The 18,087-nt window shown below is 74.0% G+C and carries 15 protein-coding genes; 11 read left to right on the plus strand and 4 right to left on the minus strand.

The features are described from left to right. Nucleotides 1-15 precede the first annotated feature (15 nt). The 3 genes from ACJ6WD_RS23685 to ACJ6WD_RS23695 form a co-directional block, all read right to left on the minus strand. A complete protein-coding gene (locus ACJ6WD_RS23685) occupies nt 16-1,383 on the minus strand; it encodes a histidine kinase (RefSeq protein WP_331248343.1) in 1,368 nt (455 codons plus the stop codon). An 83-nt stretch (nt 1,384-1,466) separates the two neighbouring features. Beyond that, a complete protein-coding gene (pspAA, locus tag ACJ6WD_RS23690; protein ID WP_016574234.1) occupies nt 1,467-1,745 on the minus strand; it encodes a PspA-associated protein PspAA in 279 nt (92 codons plus the stop codon). 79 nt (nt 1,746-1,824) lie between these two features. Beyond that, complete coding sequence (locus ACJ6WD_RS23695) at nt 1,825-2,610, minus strand: PspA/IM30 family protein (RefSeq protein ID WP_020929733.1); 786 nt, start codon at nt 2,608-2,610, stop codon at nt 1,825-1,827. 310 nt (nt 2,611-2,920) lie between these two features. Here ACJ6WD_RS23695 and ACJ6WD_RS23700 point away from each other — a divergent pair, with 310 nt between their 5' ends. After that, complete coding sequence (locus ACJ6WD_RS23700) at nt 2,921-3,517, plus strand: DUF3043 domain-containing protein (RefSeq protein ID WP_233659887.1); 597 nt, start codon at nt 2,921-2,923, stop codon at nt 3,515-3,517. 60 nt (nt 3,518-3,577) lie between these two features. Here ACJ6WD_RS23700 and ACJ6WD_RS23705 read toward each other — a convergent pair whose 3' ends face one another. Next, nucleotides 3,578-3,790 carry a hypothetical protein gene (locus tag ACJ6WD_RS23705; RefSeq protein WP_016579044.1) on the minus strand — a complete coding sequence of 71 codons (213 nt, stop codon included), beginning with the start codon at nt 3,788-3,790 and terminating at the stop codon, nt 3,578-3,580. A 219-nt stretch (nt 3,791-4,009) separates the two neighbouring features. On the opposite strand from ACJ6WD_RS23705, the gene ACJ6WD_RS23710 reads away from it, so the two are divergent. The 10 genes from ACJ6WD_RS23710 to aceE all read left to right on the plus strand — a co-directional run bounded on the left by ACJ6WD_RS23710 (nt 4,010) and on the right by aceE (nt 17,967). Then, complete coding sequence (locus ACJ6WD_RS23710; RefSeq protein WP_331248344.1) at nt 4,010-5,251, plus strand: bifunctional adenosylcobinamide kinase/adenosylcobinamide-phosphate guanylyltransferase; 1,242 nt, start codon at nt 4,010-4,012, stop codon at nt 5,249-5,251. A 212-nt stretch (nt 5,252-5,463) separates the two neighbouring features. After that, the gene (locus tag ACJ6WD_RS23715) at nt 5,464-6,012 is read left to right on the plus strand and encodes a class I SAM-dependent methyltransferase (protein ID WP_233659885.1); all 549 of its coding nucleotides are present in this window, start codon (nt 5,464-5,466) and stop codon (nt 6,010-6,012) included. 79 nt (nt 6,013-6,091) lie between these two features. After that, nucleotides 6,092-7,138, plus strand: a complete 1,047-nt coding sequence (cobT, locus tag ACJ6WD_RS23720) for a nicotinate-nucleotide--dimethylbenzimidazole phosphoribosyltransferase (RefSeq protein WP_407616448.1) — start codon at nt 6,092-6,094, stop codon at nt 7,136-7,138. A 251-nt stretch (nt 7,139-7,389) separates the two neighbouring features. Continuing rightward, nucleotides 7,390-8,115, plus strand: a complete 726-nt coding sequence (locus ACJ6WD_RS23725) for a hypothetical protein (RefSeq protein WP_233659883.1) — start codon at nt 7,390-7,392, stop codon at nt 8,113-8,115. Between the two features lie 56 nt (nt 8,116-8,171). Next, nucleotides 8,172-8,975 carry an adenosylcobinamide-GDP ribazoletransferase gene (locus ACJ6WD_RS23730; protein WP_233659882.1) on the plus strand — a complete coding sequence of 268 codons (804 nt, stop codon included), beginning with the start codon at nt 8,172-8,174 and terminating at the stop codon, nt 8,973-8,975. A gap of 190 nt (nt 8,976-9,165) precedes the next feature. Next, a complete protein-coding gene (locus ACJ6WD_RS23735; RefSeq protein ID WP_233659881.1) occupies nt 9,166-10,710 on the plus strand; it encodes a leucyl aminopeptidase in 1,545 nt (514 codons plus the stop codon). A gap of 307 nt (nt 10,711-11,017) precedes the next feature. Then, on the plus strand, nt 11,018-12,406 hold the full coding sequence (lpdA, locus tag ACJ6WD_RS23740) for a dihydrolipoyl dehydrogenase (RefSeq protein WP_233659880.1): 1,389 nt from the start codon (nt 11,018-11,020) through the stop codon (nt 12,404-12,406). 54 nt (nt 12,407-12,460) lie between these two features. Next, nucleotides 12,461-14,203 carry a 2-oxoglutarate dehydrogenase, E2 component, dihydrolipoamide succinyltransferase gene (sucB, locus tag ACJ6WD_RS23745; protein ID WP_331248346.1) on the plus strand — a complete coding sequence of 581 codons (1,743 nt, stop codon included), beginning with the start codon at nt 12,461-12,463 and terminating at the stop codon, nt 14,201-14,203. 149 nt (nt 14,204-14,352) lie between these two features. Then, a complete protein-coding gene (locus ACJ6WD_RS23750) occupies nt 14,353-14,976 on the plus strand; it encodes a GntR family transcriptional regulator (RefSeq protein WP_233659878.1) in 624 nt (207 codons plus the stop codon). Nucleotides 14,977-15,291: 315 nt separating this feature from the next. Next, the gene (aceE, locus tag ACJ6WD_RS23755) at nt 15,292-17,967 is read left to right on the plus strand and encodes a pyruvate dehydrogenase (acetyl-transferring), homodimeric type (protein ID WP_233659877.1); all 2,676 of its coding nucleotides are present in this window, start codon (nt 15,292-15,294) and stop codon (nt 17,965-17,967) included. The last annotated feature ends 120 nt before the right edge of the window (nt 17,968-18,087 follow it).

Below are 18,087 nucleotides of genomic sequence, written 5' to 3' on the forward strand. Positions count from 1 at the left end.
CCGTCGCCCTCGCGCTCATGTCGTTCCGCCGGTGCGCGCGCCGCCCAGGGGCAGGGTGACCCGCACCTGGAAGCCACCGGCCGCGCGGGGGCCGGTGACGACCGTGCCGCGCAGCGCCTGGACCCGTTCGCGCATGCCGATCAGACCATGCCCGCCGCCGCCCTCCGGCACGGCCCCCTCCCCCGAGGTGCCCGCGGCGTGCGCCCCGGCGCCGCGCCCGTCGTCCTGGACGGTGACGGTCAGCGCGCCCTCGGTCCGCACGATCCGCACCGCGGCGCGGGCCCCGTCGCCGGCGTGCTTGTGAACGTTGGTCAGCGCCTCCTGGACGACCCGGTAGGCGGTCAGGTCCACCGAGGCGGGCAGGGCGGGCTGCGGTCCGGGCGGCAGCTCCAGGGCGACCGGCAGCCCGGCCCGGACGAACCCGTCGACGAGCTGGTCCAGGACGCCGAGGCCGGGCGCCGGCTCGGTGGGCGCCTTCGGGTCGTCGGACTGGCGCAGCAGACCGACGGTGGCGCGCAGCTCCTCCAGTGCCGACCGGGACGCCTCCCGGACGTGCGCCAGGGCCTGTTTTGCCTGGTCGGGGCGGTTGTCCATGACGTGGGAGGCGACCCCGGCCTGGACGTTGACCAGGGCGATGTGGTGGGCGACCACGTCGTGCAGTTCGCGGGCGATGCGCAGCCGCTCCTCGGCGACCTGGCGGCGGGCCTCCTCCTCGCGGGTGCGTTCGGCGCGCTCGGCCCGTTCGCGGATGGCGTCCACGTAGGCCCGGCGGCTGCGGACCGCGTCGCCGGCGGCGGCCGCCATGCCGGTCCAGGCGAAGATCGCGAGGTTCTCCTGGGCGTACCAGGCGCGGTGCCCGAAGAACATCGCGGCGGCGGTCAGCACCACGCAGGTGAGCGCGCCGATCCGCCAGGTGGTGGGCCGGTCGGTGTGGGAGGCCACGGTGAACAGGGCGATCACCGCCGCGCCGGCGACCGGGGCGCGCGGGGCGTTGGACTGGGCGACCAGCTCGACGATGGTCAGCGCGCCGGTCACGGCCAGCACCGTGCGGGGCAGCCGGCGGCGCAGCACCAGCGCGCCGCAGGCGAGCGCGGCCAGCAGCACCGTGGTGACGGTGAGCTCGCGGGCGGCGAACCGGGGCAGGTGCGTGCCGTGCGCGCCGTGCGGGCCGGCCACCGCGCCGCACAGGATCGCCACGAACGCCACCACCGCCACGGCCGCGTCGAACGCGAGCCGGTGGTGGCGGTGCCACTGGCGAAGGCGGGCGACGCGGGTCGCGTCCCCGTCGGCCTTGTCGCCGTCGCGGCGCGACGCGCCGGGGCTCGGGGCGGTGGCGGGCCGGGGGCACCTCCCGGCGGCAGCCGGGGCACGAAGGGGTGTCACAGCAGGCAACGGTAACGCCCCGGTCCCCCGAAGGGGCCGGGGCGCTGTCGGTAGTGCGCTGGGTGTGCGGTGCGGCCCGGGACTCAGCCCGGGATCAGGCCGTCGTCGCTGAGCATCTCCCGGACCTCGGCAAGACTGGCGTCGGGGCCGGGCAGGATGAGTTCGGAGGGTTCCAGGGCGTCGTCCGGCAGCGGGGTGCCGAGGCGGCGGACGGAATCCAGTAGGGCCCCGAGGGTGCGCCGGAATCCGGCTTCGTCACCGCTCTCCATTTCGGCGAGCAGCTCGTCGTCCAGCTTGTTGAGCTCGATGAAGTGGGCGTCGTCCAGCTTCACCTGCCCCTCCCCCATGATCCGTACGATCACGACGGTCTCCCTTGTTCCGGTCGGGCGGGGTCGCCGCGGCGTCGCCGGACCTGCCGCGGGGGCGGTCCGGCGACGTCCGTCACTGCTTGTCGAGACGCGGGTGCTGCTGCTGCGGAGCCTGCTGGGCGGCACCGCCCTGGCCGCCCTCGATGGCCTGCTGCTGGGCGGACGAGCCGCCCGCCAGCTCGGCCTTCATCCGCTGGAGCTCCAGCTCGACGTCGCTGCCGCCGGAGAGCCGGTCCAGCTCGGCGGCGATGTCGTCCTTGGCCATGCCGGACGGGTCGTCCAGCGCGCCGGAGGCCATCAGCTCGTCGATGGCACCGGCCCGGGCCTGGAGCTGCGCGGTGCGGTCCTCGGCGCGCTGGATCGCCAGGCCGACGTCGCCCATCTCCTCGGAGATGCCGGAGAACGCCTCGCCGATCCGGGTCTGCGCCTGGGCGGCCGTGTACGTGGCCTTGATCGTCTCCTTCTTCGTGCGGAAGGCGTCGACCTTGGCCTGGAGCCGCTGCGCGGCGAGCGTCAGCTTCTCCTCCTCGCCCTGGAGGGTCTGGTGCTGCGTCTCCAGGTCGGTGACCTGCTGCTGCAGCGCGCTGCGCCGGGACAGCGCCTCGCGGGCCAGGTCCTCGCGGCCGAGCGCCAGCGCCTTGCGGCCCTGGTCCTCCAGCTTGGCGGACTGGCCCTGGAGCTGGTTGAGCTGCAGTTCCAGGCGCTTGCGGGAAGTCGCCACGTCGGCGACTCCGCGGCGTACCTTCTGCAGCAGTTCGAGCTGCTTCTGGTACGAGTAGTCGAGGGTCTCGCGCGGGTCTTCAGCCCGGTCAAGGGCCTTGTTGGCCTTCGCGCGGAAGATCATCCCCATCCGCTTCATGACACCATCGCTCATGGGCCTCGCGCGCCCCCTTCTGACCGACTTGCATCGGGCTTCGGCTCCAGCACATCTACAGACCCCACAGTACGGGCCCTGGTTCCATTACCGCACTGTTCGGGCCCGGATGCGCTCCTCCTCCAGGACGATCGGACCGCCCGGCTTCTCCAGCCCAGGGAGTAGTGCGGCCCCCAGATGCCACCGCGCCGCCCGGTCCGTCCCTTTATGCCCCCACGGGAGGGCCGGTGCCGTTGCCGGATCGTTCCCCGTCGCCCCGTGGCCCATTCCCGGCGAGCACGTACTCTTGGGTGTTGTGTTCCGAAGCCGTTCGAAGGATGAGCAGGCCGCGGCCGCCAAGGTGACCGCGTCCCAGCCCCAGCAGCCCCGCGATCCGCAGGCCCCCAAGGGCCGTCCGACGCCCAAGCGCAGCGACTCCCAGTCGCAGCGCCGCACCCGCGCGCAGACGCCGACCAACCGCAAGGACGCCTCGAAGGCGCAGCGGGAGGCCCGCCGCGCCGACATGGCCCGCCAGCGCGAGGCGCTGGCCAACGGCGACGAGCGCTACCTGCCGGTGCGCGACAAGGGACCGGTGCGTCGCTTCGCCCGGGACTACGTCGACTCCCGGTGGTGCGTGGCGGAGTTCTTCCTGCCGGTCGCCGTGGTGATCCTGGTGCTGACCATGATCCGGGTGCCGCAGATCCAGAACCTCGCCCTGCTGCTGTGGATGATCATCATCGTGTTGATCGTCCTGGACTCGGTGGTCATCTGGATCCGCCTGGGCAAGCGGCTTCAGGAGCGCTTCCCGAAGGAGAACGTCAAGGGCGCCCGCGCCTACGCGGTGATGCGCACACTCCAGATGCGGCGCCTGCGCCTGCCCAAGCCGCAGGTCAAGCGGGGCCAGCGGCCCTGACGCCGCACTGAGCTCGGACGACTTCCCACGGGGGCCGGCGGCACGCCGGCCCCCGTTCGCTCATTCCGCGTCGGCGTGCAGGCTCATCGCCTGCGGGTAAATCTCCGTGTCGTCCTCGAACAGCCGGACCTGGTCGACGCCGCCGTCGCGCAGGTCGCGCCACTGCTCCCCGATCCAGGACTCGGCGTCCCCCTGGGTCGTGAACTCCTCCGGTTCCACGGTGGGCACCGCCTCCGAACCGTCCGTCTTCTCGAACCGCCACGTCCACGCCATGTGCGCCTCCTGGAGTCCCACCGGGTCCGCCGGGTCCGCCGATCCCACCGCGCACGCCGGGGACCCCCGTCGTGCGCCGTGCCCGAGATCGCGCCTTCCCGCTTGATCGGAAGCCTAACGGCCCTGTCGAGGGGCGTCCGGTGCGTTCGGCAAGCCCAACGGCGGCGCCCGAAGGCGCCCCGCGCGCTGGTGCCGGTGGGACGCGAGAGACTTACCCGGGTGGACCTGACTCTTCTCGGCACCGGGGCCCCGCAGGGGCTGCCGCGCCCCGACTGCCCGTGCGCGGCCTGCGCGACCGCCGTCGGCGACGCGGCGCGCGCCGCGACCGCCCTGCTCCTCGACGGCGCGCTGCTCATCGACCTGACCCCCGGCCCGGCGTTCGCCGCCGCCCGGGCGGGCCGGTCCCTGGCCGGAATCCGCCAGGTCCTGCTCTCGCACCCGCACGACGGGCCGGCGCTGGAGGTGCCCGCCGGGCTGCCGCAGCCGGGCCGGGTCGCCGACGGGCGGGAGCTGGCGCTGCTGGACGGGCACCGGGTGCGGGCGGTCGCGGTGGACGTCCCCGGCACCGGCTACGAGGTCACCGGCGCCGACGGCGAGCGGCTGCTGTACCTGCCGCCGGGTGCCGCGCCGGCCGGACTGGGCGAGCCCGGCGGCCCGAACGACGGGGGCGCGGCACCGGGTGGTCCGGCGCCGTACGACCTGGTGCTGTTGGACGCGCTGGCGCGGCCGGACGCGCTGGCCCGGCTGCGGGCCGGCGGCGCCGTGGACGCGGCGACCGACGTGGTCGCGGTGCACCTGGACCACTCCGTGCCGTCCGGGCCCGAGCTCCACCGCCGGCTGGCGTCGCTGGGCGCGCGGGCGGTGCCGGACGGCACCTCCCTGGTGGTCGGCGAGTACCACGCGGTGCCCGATCTGCCGCGCCGGACGCTGGTGCTGGGCGGGGCGCGCAGCGGCAAGTCGGTGGAGGCCGAACGACGGCTGCTGGCGTTCCCCGAGGTGCTGTACGTGGCCACCGGGGGCACCCGGGAGGGCGACGAGGACTGGGCGCAGCGGGTGGCGCTGCACCGCGAGCGGCGGCCGGCGGGGTGGCGGACCGCCGAGAGCTGCGACCTGGTGCCGCTGCTGGCGGAGCCGGCGACCGCGCCGCCGCTGCTCGTCGACTGCCTGGCGCTGTGGCTGACGCACGCCATGGACGAGGTCGGGGCGTGGGACGACGCGAGTTGGGAGGCGGGCGGCCGGCGGGCGCTGCGGGAGCGGTGCGACGCGCTGGTGGCGGCCGTGCGGGCGACCCGGCGGCGGCTGGTGGCGGTGAGCAACGAGGTCGGTTCGGGGGTGGTCCCGGCGACCCCGGCGGGCCGTCGCTTCCGGGACGAACTCGGCCGGTTGAACGCCGCGTTCGGCGCCGAGTGCGAGCAGCTGTTGCTGGTGGTCGCGGGTCAGGCGCTTGCGCTGCGCGGCTGACAGCGGCCCGGTGCGGCCCGTGTCCGCTTGCCCGGGGGCGCGGCGGCGGGTCCGCTGGGGACGTGACCGAACTTTCCCGTCATCACGGACATCGCCTACCTTTTCGCCACTCCCCCGTACCTTCGTCGCCGCTCCGTCGGCCGCTGCGGTGGCTGTCCCGCACCCTGGGGCGGCCCCACACCGGGCGTTCCGGGCCGGGCGGGCCGGGTGAGTTGAGCGCCCCGGCCGAGGCGGCCGTCCGCGGCTACCTGGCACACCGGCCGGACGCCACCGTGGTGGTGCTCGGCGAGGGCCTGGGAACCGGCTTCGGCCGGCTGGACAACGGGCGGCTGACCTGGCTGTCGGTGCTGCCGCCCGGCGACGCGGCGGCCCGCCGGCTGCTGCTGCCGGACGGCCCCCGGCGCCGCACCCTCGACCGCCCGGGAACCGGCGCCGACTGGCCGAGCCTGGTGGCCGCGCCGGAGCACGGGGTGGTGGTGGCGGTGCCGGACGCGCCCGCGCGCCTGTCCACCGTCGCGGTGCGGGAGTTGCTGGCGGTGTGCGCGGCGCGCTTCCCCGGCGGGGCGCTCGTCCTGGACGCGCTGCCCCGGTGGAGGGCGGCGGCGGTGCTCGCGGCCGGCCGCCACCCGGCCGTCGCGGCGGTGCGCACCCGGCCCGTACCGGCGGGCGCTCCGTCGTCCGGCCGGCCCCGCCGGGGGTGGCGGTGGCCGGTGCGGACGGTGGTCTGCGAGGTGCGCTTCGCGGTCCGGGCGGCCGCCTGACGGACCGTGGACGGCACCGGCACCGGCCGGTTCCCCACGTGCGCCGCGTCACCGCGCGGTTGCGGGTAATCTGCGCCGAATGAGCGCCCTGAACCTCGATGACTTCGCCCAACTGATCGAGCGCCCCGACGCCGACCTGCGTCGGGCCGCCGAGGACCGACGGGCCCGCACCCCGGTGCCGCCCGGCGCCCTGGGGCGGCTGGACGAGCTGGGCGGGTGGCTGGCCGCCGTGCAGCAGCGGGTGCCGGTGCAGCCCGTGAAGCGGCCGCGGGTGGTGCTGTTCGCCGGCGACCACGGCGTGGCCGAACTGGACGTCTCGGCCCGGCCGGCCGGCGGGACCAATGACCTGGTGCGGGCCGTGCTGGACGGCGTGAGTCCGGTGGCGGTGCTGGCCCGCGACGCCGCGGTGCCGGTGCGGGTGGTCGACATGGCCGTGGACTGCGATCCGGCGGAGCTGCCCCAGGAGGTCACCCGGCACCGCGTCCGCCGGGGTTCGGGGCGGATCGACGTCGAGGACGCGCTGACCGCCGAGGAGGCCGAGGCGGCGTTCCGGGCCGGCATGGCGATCGCCGACGAGGAGGCGGACGCCGGCACCGACCTGGTCGTGCTGGGCGATCTGAGCGTGGGCGGCACCACCGCCGCCGGCACCCTGATCGCGGCGCTGTGCGGGACGGACGCCTCGGTCGTCACCGGGCGGGGCGGCCGGCCGATCGACGACCTGGCGTGGATGCGCAAGTGCGCGGCGATCCGGGACGCGCTGCGCCGGGCCCGGCCGGTCCTGGGCGACCAGTTGGAGCTGCTGGCCACCGTCGGCGGCGCCGATCTGACCGCGACCACCGGCTTCCTGTTGCAGAGCGCGGTGCGCCGCACCCCGGTGATCCTGGACGGCGTGGTGTCGGCGGCCTGTGCGCTGGTGGCGCAGCGGGTGGCGTTCCGGGCGCCGGACTGGTGGGTGGCCGGGCAGGCCAGCGGCGAACCGGCACAGGCCAAGGCGCTGGACCGGATCGCGCTCAACCCTCTGCTCGATCACGGCGTCACAGCGGGCGAGGGGGCCGGGGCGCTCCTGGCCCTGCCGCTGGTCCGGGCCGCCGCCGCCCTGGCGGCGGAGCTTCCGGTACGCGACTGAATCCACCGGACGCGCCCGCGCACCGCCCGCTGGCCACCGCACCGCGTCGGCCCCGCGTCGGCTCCCCGTAAGATCGCGTTTTGCACGTTTTTATCGGGAGACATCGCTGTGAATCCGGAGGATGGACGCCGGCCGAGACCGACGGCCGCGGCGTGGTGCCACGGGCCCGCCGACCGCGGGGTGCGCGTCGAGGGCCGTCGCGCCGCGCCGGCCGGGGCCGGGCGACGCCGCGGGCCCGCGGAGCGCACGCGATGAGCACATCCGGGGCGGACCGCCGGCGCGGCACCGCCCTGCGCCGCGCCGCACGCGTCGAGTGGGGCCCGCTCCTGCGGACCGTGTGGCCGGCCCTGGTGGCCCGCCGGCTCCGGGCGATCCCGCTGACCCTCGCCGCGGTGGGCCTGACGCTGGCGTTCCACTTCATCCAGCAACAGCCCTGGGGCTACCGGACCGTCCAGAACATCGGCTCGGTGCAGGCGTACGAGCACCTGTGGTTGGCACTGCTGCGGACCCCGCTGTCGCTGTTCGTGCCGGCGCTGGACCTGCCGGTGTGGGGCGCGCTGGCGCAGGTCCTGGTCGTCTTCGGGATCGCCGAGATCTGCCTCGGCCGGTGGCAGACGCTGCTGGTCGCCTACGCGGCCACGCTCGCCGGGACGACGTACGCCCGGATCGGCCTGTGGCTCGGCCCGGACAGCCCGGTCGGGCTGTCGGAGGTCGACAAGTTCGTGGTCGACACCGGCCCGTCGGCGGCGGTGGTCGGCCTGGCGGTGGTCGTCTGCTGGCGCTACCGGGCCCGCTTCACCTGTGCCGCGGTGGTCGTCGCGATGGTCGTCGAGGTGGTGTTCATCAAGAACAACCTCGCCGGCAAGGAGCACGTCGCGGCGGTGCTGGTGGTGCTGGCGCTGTGCGCGGTGTGGGACTGGTGGCGGCCGCGGAAGCCGTGGGACGTCCAGTACGCCCGGGGCCGGACCGGCCCCTGAGCGGCGGCGCGGGCCGCCCCGGCCGGGCCCGACCGGGCCCCGGGTACCCTGCCGCGGTGAACGACACCGCCCCCGCCTCCCCTGCCTCCCCCGCCGACGCGCTCCGCTTCGCGTTCGGCACGCTGACCGTGCTGCCGGTGCGGGTGACCCGCTGGGACCGGGCCGCGGCCCGCGGCGGGATGCTGTGCGCGCCGGTGGCCGGGCTGGTGGTCGGCCTGTGCGCGGCGGCGCTCGGCGGGCTGCTGTTGCTGCTCGGCGGCGGGCCGCTGCTGGCCGCGGTCGGCAGCGCCGTGGTGCCCGCGGTGCTCACCCGCGGACTGCACCTGGACGGGCTCGCGGACACCGCCGACGGCCTGGGCAGCGGCAAGCCCGCCGAGGAGGCGCTGGCCATCATGAAGCGCTCCGACATCGGACCGTTCGGCGTCGTCACCCTGCTCTTCGCGCTGCTCGCCCAAGTGGCCGCGCTGTCCGGGCTGTACGCGGCGGGCTGGGCGGTCGGCGCGGTCGGCGCGGTGGTGATGGCGGTCACCGCGCGCGCCGCGCTGACCCTGGCCTCCCGGGCGGGGGTGCCGGCGGCCCGTCCGGAGGGGCTGGGCGCGGCGGTCGCCGGGAGCGTTCCGGTGCCGGCCGCGGCGGGGTGCGCGGCGGTGGTGGCGGTCGGCTGCGCGGCGGCCGGTGCCGGGGTGGGCGGCCCGTACGGGGCGCTGCACGCCGGGTTGGCCGCGCTGTTGGGGCTGGCGGGCGGGGAGTTGCTGCTGCGGCACTGCCGGCGGCGGTTCGGCGGGGTGACCGGCGACGTCTTCGGGGCGCTCGCGGAGGGCGCCGGGCTCACCGCGCTGGTGCTGCTCACGCTCGGCTGAACATCCGACGGAACCGACAACTGCTCCATATGGCGGGATAGTTGGCGCATCCGCCCGTCGCCAGCCGACGCCCCGTCAGATCCCGGTGCCGTAACCGGCCGGGCCAGGCGCCGCTCCCGAGCGTAGGCTCGGCCGCAGCAGCGCGTACGCGCGAAACGGATTCCCCGGACGGAACAGGACCTTCATCACCGTGACTGCACTGAGCCTCAGTACTTCTTCCGCCGCAACGGTGCGTGCGGATGCCGTCGTCGTCGGCGTGGCCAAGGGCGCCAAGGGCGTCGTGGTGGCCCCCGGCGCCGAGGCCGTGGACGACGCGTTCGGCGGCAAGCTCGCCGCCGTCCTGGAGACCCTCGGCGCCACCGGCGCCGAGGGCGAGGTGACCAAGCTGCCCGCCGCCGACGGCATCAAGGCGCCGGTCGTGCTGGCGGTCGGCCTGGGCGGCGCCCCGGCCAAGGACGACTCCTACGACCACGAGGCGCTGCGCCGCGCGGCCGGCAGCGCCGCCCGCACCCTGACCGGCGCCAAGAAGGCCGCCTTCGCGCTGCCGGTCGAGCACGCCGGAGCGGCCGCCGCGGTGGGCGAGGGCGCCCTGCTCGGCGCGTACTCCTTCACCGCGTTCCGCAGCAACGGCGCGAACGGCAAGGGCGCCAAGGCCCGGAAGGACGACGCCAAGTCGGCGCCGCTGGGCGAGGTCGTGGTCCTCGGCGGCAAGCCGCGCGACAAGGAGTTCAAGGCGGCCGCGGAGCGCGCCGAGGTGCTGGCCGCGGAGATCAACCGCGCCCGCGACCTGATCAACACGCCCTCCAACGCCCTGGACCCCAAGCAGTTCGCCACGCACGCGCAGGCGGCGGCCAAGGAGTTCGGCCTCACCGTCGAGGTGCTGGACGAGAAGGCGCTCAAGAAGGGCGGCTACGGCGGCCTGATGGGCGTCGGCCAGGGCTCGGAGGCGCCGCCGCGGCTGGTGCGGATCGCGCACACGCACGCGGCCGCTGAGCGCACGCTGGCGCTGGTCGGCAAGGGCATCACCTACGACTCGGGCGGCATCTCGCTCAAGCCGGCCGGCCACAACGAGACCATGAAGTGCGACATGAGCGGTGCCGCCGCGGTGTTCGCCGCGGTGGTGGCCGCCGCCCGCCTTGACCTCCCGGTGAACGTCACCGGCTGGCTGGCGCTCGCCGAGAACATGCCGTCCGGCTCCGCCACCCGCCCCGGCGACGTCCTGACCATGTACAGCGGCAAGACCGTCGAGGTGCTCAACACCGACGCCGAGGGCCGGCTCGTGCTGGCCGACGCGCTGACCCGGGCCTCGGAGGAGACGCCGGACGCCATCGTGGACGTGGCGACGCTCACCGGCGCGATGGTGCTGGCGCTGGGCCACCGCCACTTCGGGATCATGGCCAACGACGACGCCTTCCGCACCTCGATCCACGAGATCGCCGAGGAGGTCGGCGAGGAGTCCTGGCCGATGCCGATGCCCGCCCACCTCCGCAAGGGCATGGACTCCCCGGTCGCCGACATCGCCAACATGGGCGAGCGGATGGGCGGCGGCCTGGTCGCCGGCCTCTTCCTCAAGGAGTTCGTCGGCGAGGGCATCCCCTGGGCCCACCTGGACATCGCCGGCCCGGCCTTCCACGAGGGCGCGCCCTGGGGCTACACCCCCAAGGGCGGCACCGGCTCCGCGGTCCGCACCCTGCTGCGGCTGGCCGAGCGCACCGCCGAGGGCGACCTGGGCTGACCCGGCGGCACGACCGCAGGACCACCGACGGCCCCGGGTGCCCCCCGGGGCCGTCGGTACGCTTACCACGTCGTGTTCGCCCTCAACGAAATCCGTACGTGAGTACGCAGCAGTAACCCCCGATGGAGCGGCTGATCGGCCGTCCAGAGCCCGGCCCCGCGTCCCGCCTTCGTTGAACAAGTGCGAAGATGGGTTCTCGGCAGGACAGGGCCCCCCTTACCCAGGGCCGAAGCAAAGCGGCCGAACAACAGCCGCGGTCCGGTCATCGCAGACCGGCTCCGGCGCACCCATGCATGGAGGACGTGACGTGGCGAACGACGCCAGCACCGTTTTCGACCTAGTGATCCTCGGTGGCGGCAGCGGTGGTTACGCCGCCGCCCTGCGCGGGGCGCAGCTGGGTCTCGACGTCGCCCTGATCGAGAAGGGCAAGGTCGGCGGCACCTGCCTGCACAACGGCTGCATCCCCACGAAGGCTCTGCTGCACGCCGGCGAAATCGCGGACCAGGCTCGCGAAAGCGAGCAGTTCGGTGTCAAGGCCACCTTCGAGGGCATTGACATCGAAGCGGTCCACAAGTACAAGGACGAGGTCATCTCGGGCCTGTACAAGGGCCTCCAGGGCCTGATCGCTTCCCGCAAGGTGACCTACATCGAGGGTGAGGGCCGGCTGTCCTCGCCGACCTCCGTCGCGGTCAACGGCCAGCAGGTCCAGGGCCGTCACGTCCTGCTCGCGACCGGCTCCGTTCCGAAGTCGCTGCCGGGCCTGGAGATCGACGGCAACCGCGTCATCTCCTCGGACCACGCGCTCACGCTCGACCGCGTCCCGAAGTCGGCGATCATCCTGGGCGGCGGCGTGATCGGCGTCGAGTTCGCCTCGGCGTGGAAGTCCTTCGGCACCGACGTCACCGTCATCGAGGGCCTCAAGCACCTCGTCCCCGTCGAGGACGAGAACAGCTCCAAGCTGCTGGAGCGGGCCTTCCGCAAGCGGGGCATCAAGTTCAACCTCGGCACCTTCTTCGACAAGGCCGAGTACACCGCCGACGGCGTCAAGGTCACCCTCGCCGACGGCAAGACCTTCGAGGCGGAGGTGCTGCTCGTCGCCATCGGCCGCGGCCCGGTCTCGGCCGGTCTCGGCTACGAAGAGCAGGGCGTCGCGATGGACCGCGGCTACGTCCTGGTCGACGAGTACATGCAGACCAACGTCCCGACCATCTCGGCCGTCGGCGACCTCGCCCCGACCCTCCAGCTCGCCCACGTCGGCTTCGCCGAGGGCATGCTGGTGGCGGAGCGGCTGGCCGGCCAGAAGGTCGTCCCGATCGACTACGACGGCGTCCCGCGCGTCACGTACTGCCACCCCGAGGTCGCTTCGGTGGGCATCACCGAGGCCAAGGCCAAGGAGCTGTACGGCGCCGACAAGGTCGTGGCTCTGAAGTACAACCTTGCGGGCAACGGCAAGAGCAAGATCCTCAAGACCTCGGGCGAGATCAAGCTCGTCCAGGTCAAGGACGGTGCCGTGGTCGGCGTCCACATGGTCGGTGACCGTATGGGCGAGCAGGTCGGCGAGGCCCAGCTGGTCTACAACTGGGAAGCCCTGCCGGCCGAGGTTGCGCAGCTCATCCACGCGCACCCGACGCAGAACGAGGCGCTCGGCGAGGCCCACCTGGCCCTCGCCGGCAAGCCCCTCCACTCCCACGACTGACCCCCAGTCCCGGGCGCGACCACATCCGTACTTGCGATAGGAGCAACTGAAACCATGGCGGTTTCCGTAACCCTGCCGGCGCTCGGCGAGAGCGTCACCGAGGGCACCGTCACCCGCTGGCTGAAGGCCGAGGGCGAGCGCATCGAGGCCGATGAGCCGCTGCTCGAGGTCTCCACCGACAAGGTTGACACCGAGATTCCCGCGCCGGCCTCCGGCGTGCTGGCCTCCATCAAGGTGGCCGAGGACGAGACCGTGGAGGTCGGCGCCGAGCTGGCCATCATCGACGACGGCACCGGTGCGCCGGCCGCCGCGCCGGCGCCGGCCGCGGCCGAGGCTCCGGCCCCGGCTGCGCAGCCCGAGCCGACTCCGGCCCCCGCGGCCGAGGCCCCCGCCCCCGCCGCCGCCCCCGCGGGTGGCGCCGAGGGCACGGACGTCCTCCTCCCGGCGCTCGGTGAGAGCGTCACCGAGGGCACCGTCACCCGTTGGCTGAAGGAGGTCGGCGAGGAGGTCTCCGAGGACGAGCCCCTGCTGGAGGTCTCCACCGACAAGGTCGACACCGAGATCCCCGCCCCGACCTCCGGCACCCTGCTGGAGATCCTCGTGGCCGAGGACGAGACCGCCGAGGTCGGCGCCAAGCTCGCGGTGATCGGTGCCAAGGGTGCGGCTCCGGCCGCCGCCCCGGCCCCGGCCGCCCCGGCTCCGGCCGCGGCACCCGCCCCGGCGCCCGCGCCCACCCCGGCGCCCGCCCCGGCTCCGGCTCCGGCCGCTGCCCCGGCTCCGGCTCCGGCCCCCGCGCCGGCTCCCGCTCCGGCTCCGGCCCCGGCCGCCGCCCCCGTCACCCCCGCCCCGGCGGCCGGTGAGGCGGACGGCGCCTACGTCACCCCGCTGGTCCGCAAGCTCGCGGCCGAGAACGGCGTCAACCTCGCCACGGTCAAGGGCACCGGCGTCGGTGGCCGGATCCGCAAGCAGGACGTCATCGCCGCCGCCGAGGCCCTCAAGGCCGCCGTCCCGGCTCCGGCCGCGCCGGCCGCCGCCCCGGCCAAGGCCGGCGCTCCGGTCATCGAGGCGTCGCCGCTGCGCGGTCAGACCGTCAAGATGCCGCGGATGCGCAAGGTCATCGGCGACAACATGATGAAGGCCCTGCACGGCCAGGCGCAGCTGACCTCCGTGGTCGAGGTGGACATCACCGCGATCATGCGGATGCGCAACAAGGCCAAGGACGGGTTCGCGCAGCGCGAGGGCGTCAAGCTCTCCCCGATGCCGTTCTTCGTCAAGGCCGCCGTCCAGGCGCTGAAGGCCCACCCGGTCGTCAACGCCCGGATCAACGAGGACGAAGGCACCATCACCTACTTCGACACCGAGAACGTCGGTATCGCGGTGGACGCCGAGAAGGGCCTGATGACCCCGGTCATCAAGGGTGCCGGTGACCTCAACATCGCCGGCATCGCCCGCAAGACGGCGGAGCTGGCGGGCAAGGTCCGGGGCAACAAGATCACCCCGGACGAGCTGTCCGGCGCGACCTTCACCATCAGCAACACCGGTTCGCGCGGCGCCCTGTTCGACACCGTCATCGTGCCGCCGAACCAGGTCGGCATCCTGGGCATCGGTGCCACCGTCAAGCGTCCGGTGGTCATCAACCACCCGGACCTCGGCGAGACCATCGCGGTGCGCGACATGACCTACCTGGCTCTCTCCTACGACCACCGTCTGGTGGACGGCGCGGACGCCGCCCGCTACCTGACCACGGTCAAGCAGATCCTGGAGGCCGCGGAGTTCGAGACCGAGATCGGTCTCTGATTCCGACTCCCGTCAGGGAAGCGGTAGTTGTGCAAGGGGTCGGCCCCGGTTCGTTCCGACGAGCCGGGGCCGGCCCTTTTGCGTGCCCGAGTCCGGCGATAATGGCCCCCGCACCACCCGCGGCCCCACCCGCTCTGAAGGAGCACCTCATGACCCCGCCCGTCGTCCACTCGCTGCGCGAACAGATCCGCGAGCACATCCTGGAGGGGATCGTCAGTGGCCGCTGGCAGCCGGGTGAGCGGATCGTGGAGCGGCGGATCGCGGCGGAGCTGGAGGTCAGCCAGACGCCGGTGCGCGAGGCGCTGCGGGAGCTGGAGTCGCTCCAGCTGATCGAGTCGGCACCGAACAAGGGCGTGCGGGTCCGCAACCTCACCGCGGACGACCTCAAGGAGAGCTACCCGGTCCGGGCCGGTCTGGAGCAGGTGGCGGCGGAGCTGGCTGCGGGGCGGCTGGCCCAGGACACCGCGGCGCTGGAGCGCGAGGTGGCGGCCCTGCGGGACGCGGACGCGGCGGGTGACGGCGAGGCCCAGGTGCGGCACACGGTGGCCTTCCACCGGGAGATCGTCCGGGCGGCCGGGAACGCCGTGCTGCTGCACACCTGGGAGTCGCTGGGCGTGGAGGTCTGGACGACGCTGTCGATCCGCTGGTTCAGCCCGGAGCCGCGCTCGCACGCCCAGGACCACCAGGAGCTGGTGGACGCGTTCCGGCGGCGCGACCCGCGGATCGGGGCGCTGTTGAAGGCGCACGTGCTGAGCTGCGCGCCGCGGGTCTAGCCGGCCTCGGACATCCCGGTCGGGCGGCCCCGCCGAGCGTCGTGCGGGGCCGCTTCGCCCTGTCGGGCGGGAGCGTTCCGGGGTGGTCGGTTCCGGGGTGTGCCGGAGGGGCTCCGGGGCGTAACGGAGGGGGGCTCCGGGGCTGGCACGCGGTGCCCTGCATCGCGGCACCCCGTGCCGACCTGCGGTTTTTCCTCCGGCCGGCGTTGATCGATCATCGATCAGAGGGTTATCGTCGATGACTGGGGCGCGACACCCCTGCCTGCCGAATGCCTGCCGAACTCGCATTCCCACCCGTCCGGAAAGGGGCCACCCATGCCCGACCCCGTGCGCCTGCCGTACAGCCAGCTCGACCAGCTCCCGGACCGCGACCCCGAGGAGACGGCCGAGTGGCGCGAGTCGCTGGACGCCGTCGCCAAGGCCGCGGGCCCGCATCGCGCCGCATACCTGATGCGCCGCGCCCTGGAGCACACCGCCCGCACCGAAGGCACCGACCTGCCGTCGCTGCTGGAGACGGACTACGTCAACACCATCCCGACCTCCGCCGAGCCCGCGTTCCCGGGTGACGAGGCGCTGGAGGCCCGGATCACCGCCTGGAACCGCTGGAACGCGGCGGCCATGGTCACCCGCGGCTCCAAGCTGGGCCTCGGCGGCCACATCGCCACCTTCGCCTCGGCGGCCTGGCTCTACGAGACCGGCTTCCAGCACTTCTTCCGCGGCAAGGAGGGCGACGGCTCCGGCGACCAGCTCTACATCCAGGGCCACGCCTCCCCCGGCATCTACGCCCGCGCCTTCCTCGAAGGCCGGCTGACCGAGGAGCAGCTCGACCACTTCCGCCAGGAGGCCGGCGGCGAGGGCCTGCCCTCGTACCCGCACCCGCGGCGGCTGCCCTGGCTGTGGGAGTTCCCCACCGTCTCGATGGGCCTCGGCCCGCTGTCCGCGATCTACCAGGCGCGCTTCAACCGCTACCTGGAGCACCGCGACATCAAGGACACCAGCAACTCGCACGTCTGGGCCTTCCTGGGCGACGGCGAGATGGACGAGCCGGAGTCGACCGCGGCACTGGCGCTGGCCGGCCGCGAGGGCCTGGACAACCTGACCTTCGTCATCAACTGCAACCTGCAGCGCCTCGACGGTCCGGTCCGGCCGAACTTCAAGATCGTGCAGGAGCTGGAGGCCCAGTTCCGCGCCGCCGGTTGGAACGTCGTCAAGGCCCTGTGGGGTCAGGCGTGGGACGAGATCTTCGCGCTCGACGCCGACGGCGCGGTCATCCAGCGCCTGCGCGAGACCCCCGACGCGCAGTTCCAGACTTACGCCACCCGCGACGCCGCCTACCTGCGCGAGCACTTCTTCGGCGCCAACGACGCCCTCAAGGCGATCGGCGCGCAGCTCTCCGACGCGAAGCTGCTGGAGCTGTTCCAGACCTCCCGCGCCGGCCACGAGCCGCGCAAGGTGTACGCCGCGTACAAGGCCGCCGCCGAGCACAAGGGCGCGCCGACGGTGATCCTGGCGCAGACCGTCAAGGGCTACACCCTCGGCACGGGCTTCGAGTCCCGCAACGCCAACCACCAGATGAAGAAGCTGACGATGGCGGAGTTCCGCACCATGCGGGACCTGCTCGAACTCCCCATCCCGGACAGCGCGCTGGAAGGCGACACGGTGCCGTACTGGCGCCCGGCCGAGGACTCGCCGGAGATGCAGTACCTGCGCACCCGGCGCGCCGCCCTCGACGGCCCGGCCCCGGCCCGCCAGGTCGCGGCCAAGCCGCTGCCGATGCCCGCCGACAAGAACTTCGACGCGCTGAAGAAGGGCTCCGGCAGCCAGGAGATCGCCACCACCATGGCGTTCGTCCGGCTGATCAAGGACCTGATGCGGGACAAGGAGACCGGCAAGCGCTGGGTCCCGATCGTCCCGGACGAGGCCCGCACCTTCGGCATGGAGTCGCTCTTCCCGACCGCCGGCCTCTACTCCCCCAAGGGCGCGACCTACGACCCGGTCGACCGGGACCAGCTGCTCTGGTACAAGGAGGCCAAGAACGGCCAGATCCTCAACGAGGGCATCACCGAGGCCGGTTCGCTGGCCGACTTCACCGCCGCCGCGACGTCGTACGCGACGCACGGCGAGCCGATGATCCCCTTCTACATCTTCTACTCGATGTTCGGCTGGCAGCGGACCGCCGACCAGTTCTGGGCGCTCGCCGACCAGCTGGGCCGCGGCTTCGTGATCGGCGCCACCGCCGGCCGCACGACGATGACCGGTGAGGGCCTCCAGCACGCCGACGGCCACTCGCACCTGATCGCCTCGACCAACCCGGCGGCGCTGTCGTACGACCCGGCGTTCGCCTACGAGGTGGCGGTGATCGTCAAGGAGGGTCTGCGCCGGATGTACGGTCCGGACGCCGAGGACGTCTTCTACTACCTGACGGTCTACAACGAGACCAAGGTGCAGCCGGCGATGCCGGAGGGCGTCGAGGAGGACATCCTCAAGGGCCTCTACCGCTTCAAGGAGGCCACCACCATCGAGGGCGCCGAGGTCCCGCGGCTCCAGCTGCTGGCCTCCGGCACCGCGATCCACTGGATCCTGGAGGCGCAGCAACTGCTCGCCGCCGACTGGGGCGTGGCGGCGGACGTGTGGTCCGCGCCGTCCTGGACGGAGCTCCGCCGGGACGCCCTGGAGTGCGACGCGGCCCGCCTGGAGGGCGAGGACCGGGTTCCGCACGTCACCCGTGCGCTGGCCGGTGCGCCCGGCCCGGTCGTCGCGGTGAGCGACTGGATGCGGGCGGTACCCGACCAGATCGCCCCGTGGGTGGAGCAGGACTGGACCTCCATCGGGACGGACGGCTTCGGCCTGTCCGACACCCGTGACGCGGCCCGCCGCCACTTCGGCGTCGACCCGCAGTCGGTGGTCGTCCAGGCGCTGGCGGCCCTCGCCCGGCGCGGGGACGTCAAGCCGGAGACGGTCAAGGAGGCCCGCGAGCGCTACGGGCTGTGACACCGGGCCCTCGACGGTGCCGAGGCGCCGCAGGGCCCCCGGGACGCGGGCGGCCCCGGCCGACACCGGGCGCCGCCCGCCCATGAACTCCCGTGCGGAGACCACCCACCGCGCCCGGGG

This window comes from Streptomyces sp. VTCC 41912, from assembly GCF_045799175.1.
Taxonomy (GTDB): Bacteria; Actinomycetota; Actinomycetes; order Streptomycetales; family Streptomycetaceae; genus Streptomyces; species Streptomyces albulus_C.

What these genes read in the sequence shown, in the direction of transcription:
- cobT (WP_407616448.1), top strand. Translation starts at nt 6,092, where the DNA reads ATGAGCGCCCTGAACCTCGATGACTTCGCCCAACTGATCGAGCGCCCC.
- aceE (WP_233659877.1), top strand. Translation starts at nt 15,292, where the DNA reads ATGCCCGACCCCGTGCGCCTGCCGTACAGCCAGCTCGACCAGCTCCCG.
- sucB (WP_331248346.1), top strand. Translation starts at nt 12,461, where the DNA reads ATGGCGGTTTCCGTAACCCTGCCGGCGCTCGGCGAGAGCGTCACCGAG.
- ACJ6WD_RS23750 (WP_233659878.1), top strand. Translation starts at nt 14,353, where the DNA reads ATGACCCCGCCCGTCGTCCACTCGCTGCGCGAACAGATCCGCGAGCAC.
- ACJ6WD_RS23725 (WP_233659883.1), top strand. Translation starts at nt 7,390, where the DNA reads ATGAGCACATCCGGGGCGGACCGCCGGCGCGGCACCGCCCTGCGCCGC.
- ACJ6WD_RS23705 (WP_016579044.1), bottom strand. Translation starts at nt 3,790, where the DNA reads ATGGCGTGGACGTGGCGGTTCGAGAAGACGGACGGTTCGGAGGCGGTG.
- ACJ6WD_RS23695 (WP_020929733.1), bottom strand. Translation starts at nt 2,610, where the DNA reads ATGAAGCGGATGGGGATGATCTTCCGCGCGAAGGCCAACAAGGCCCTT.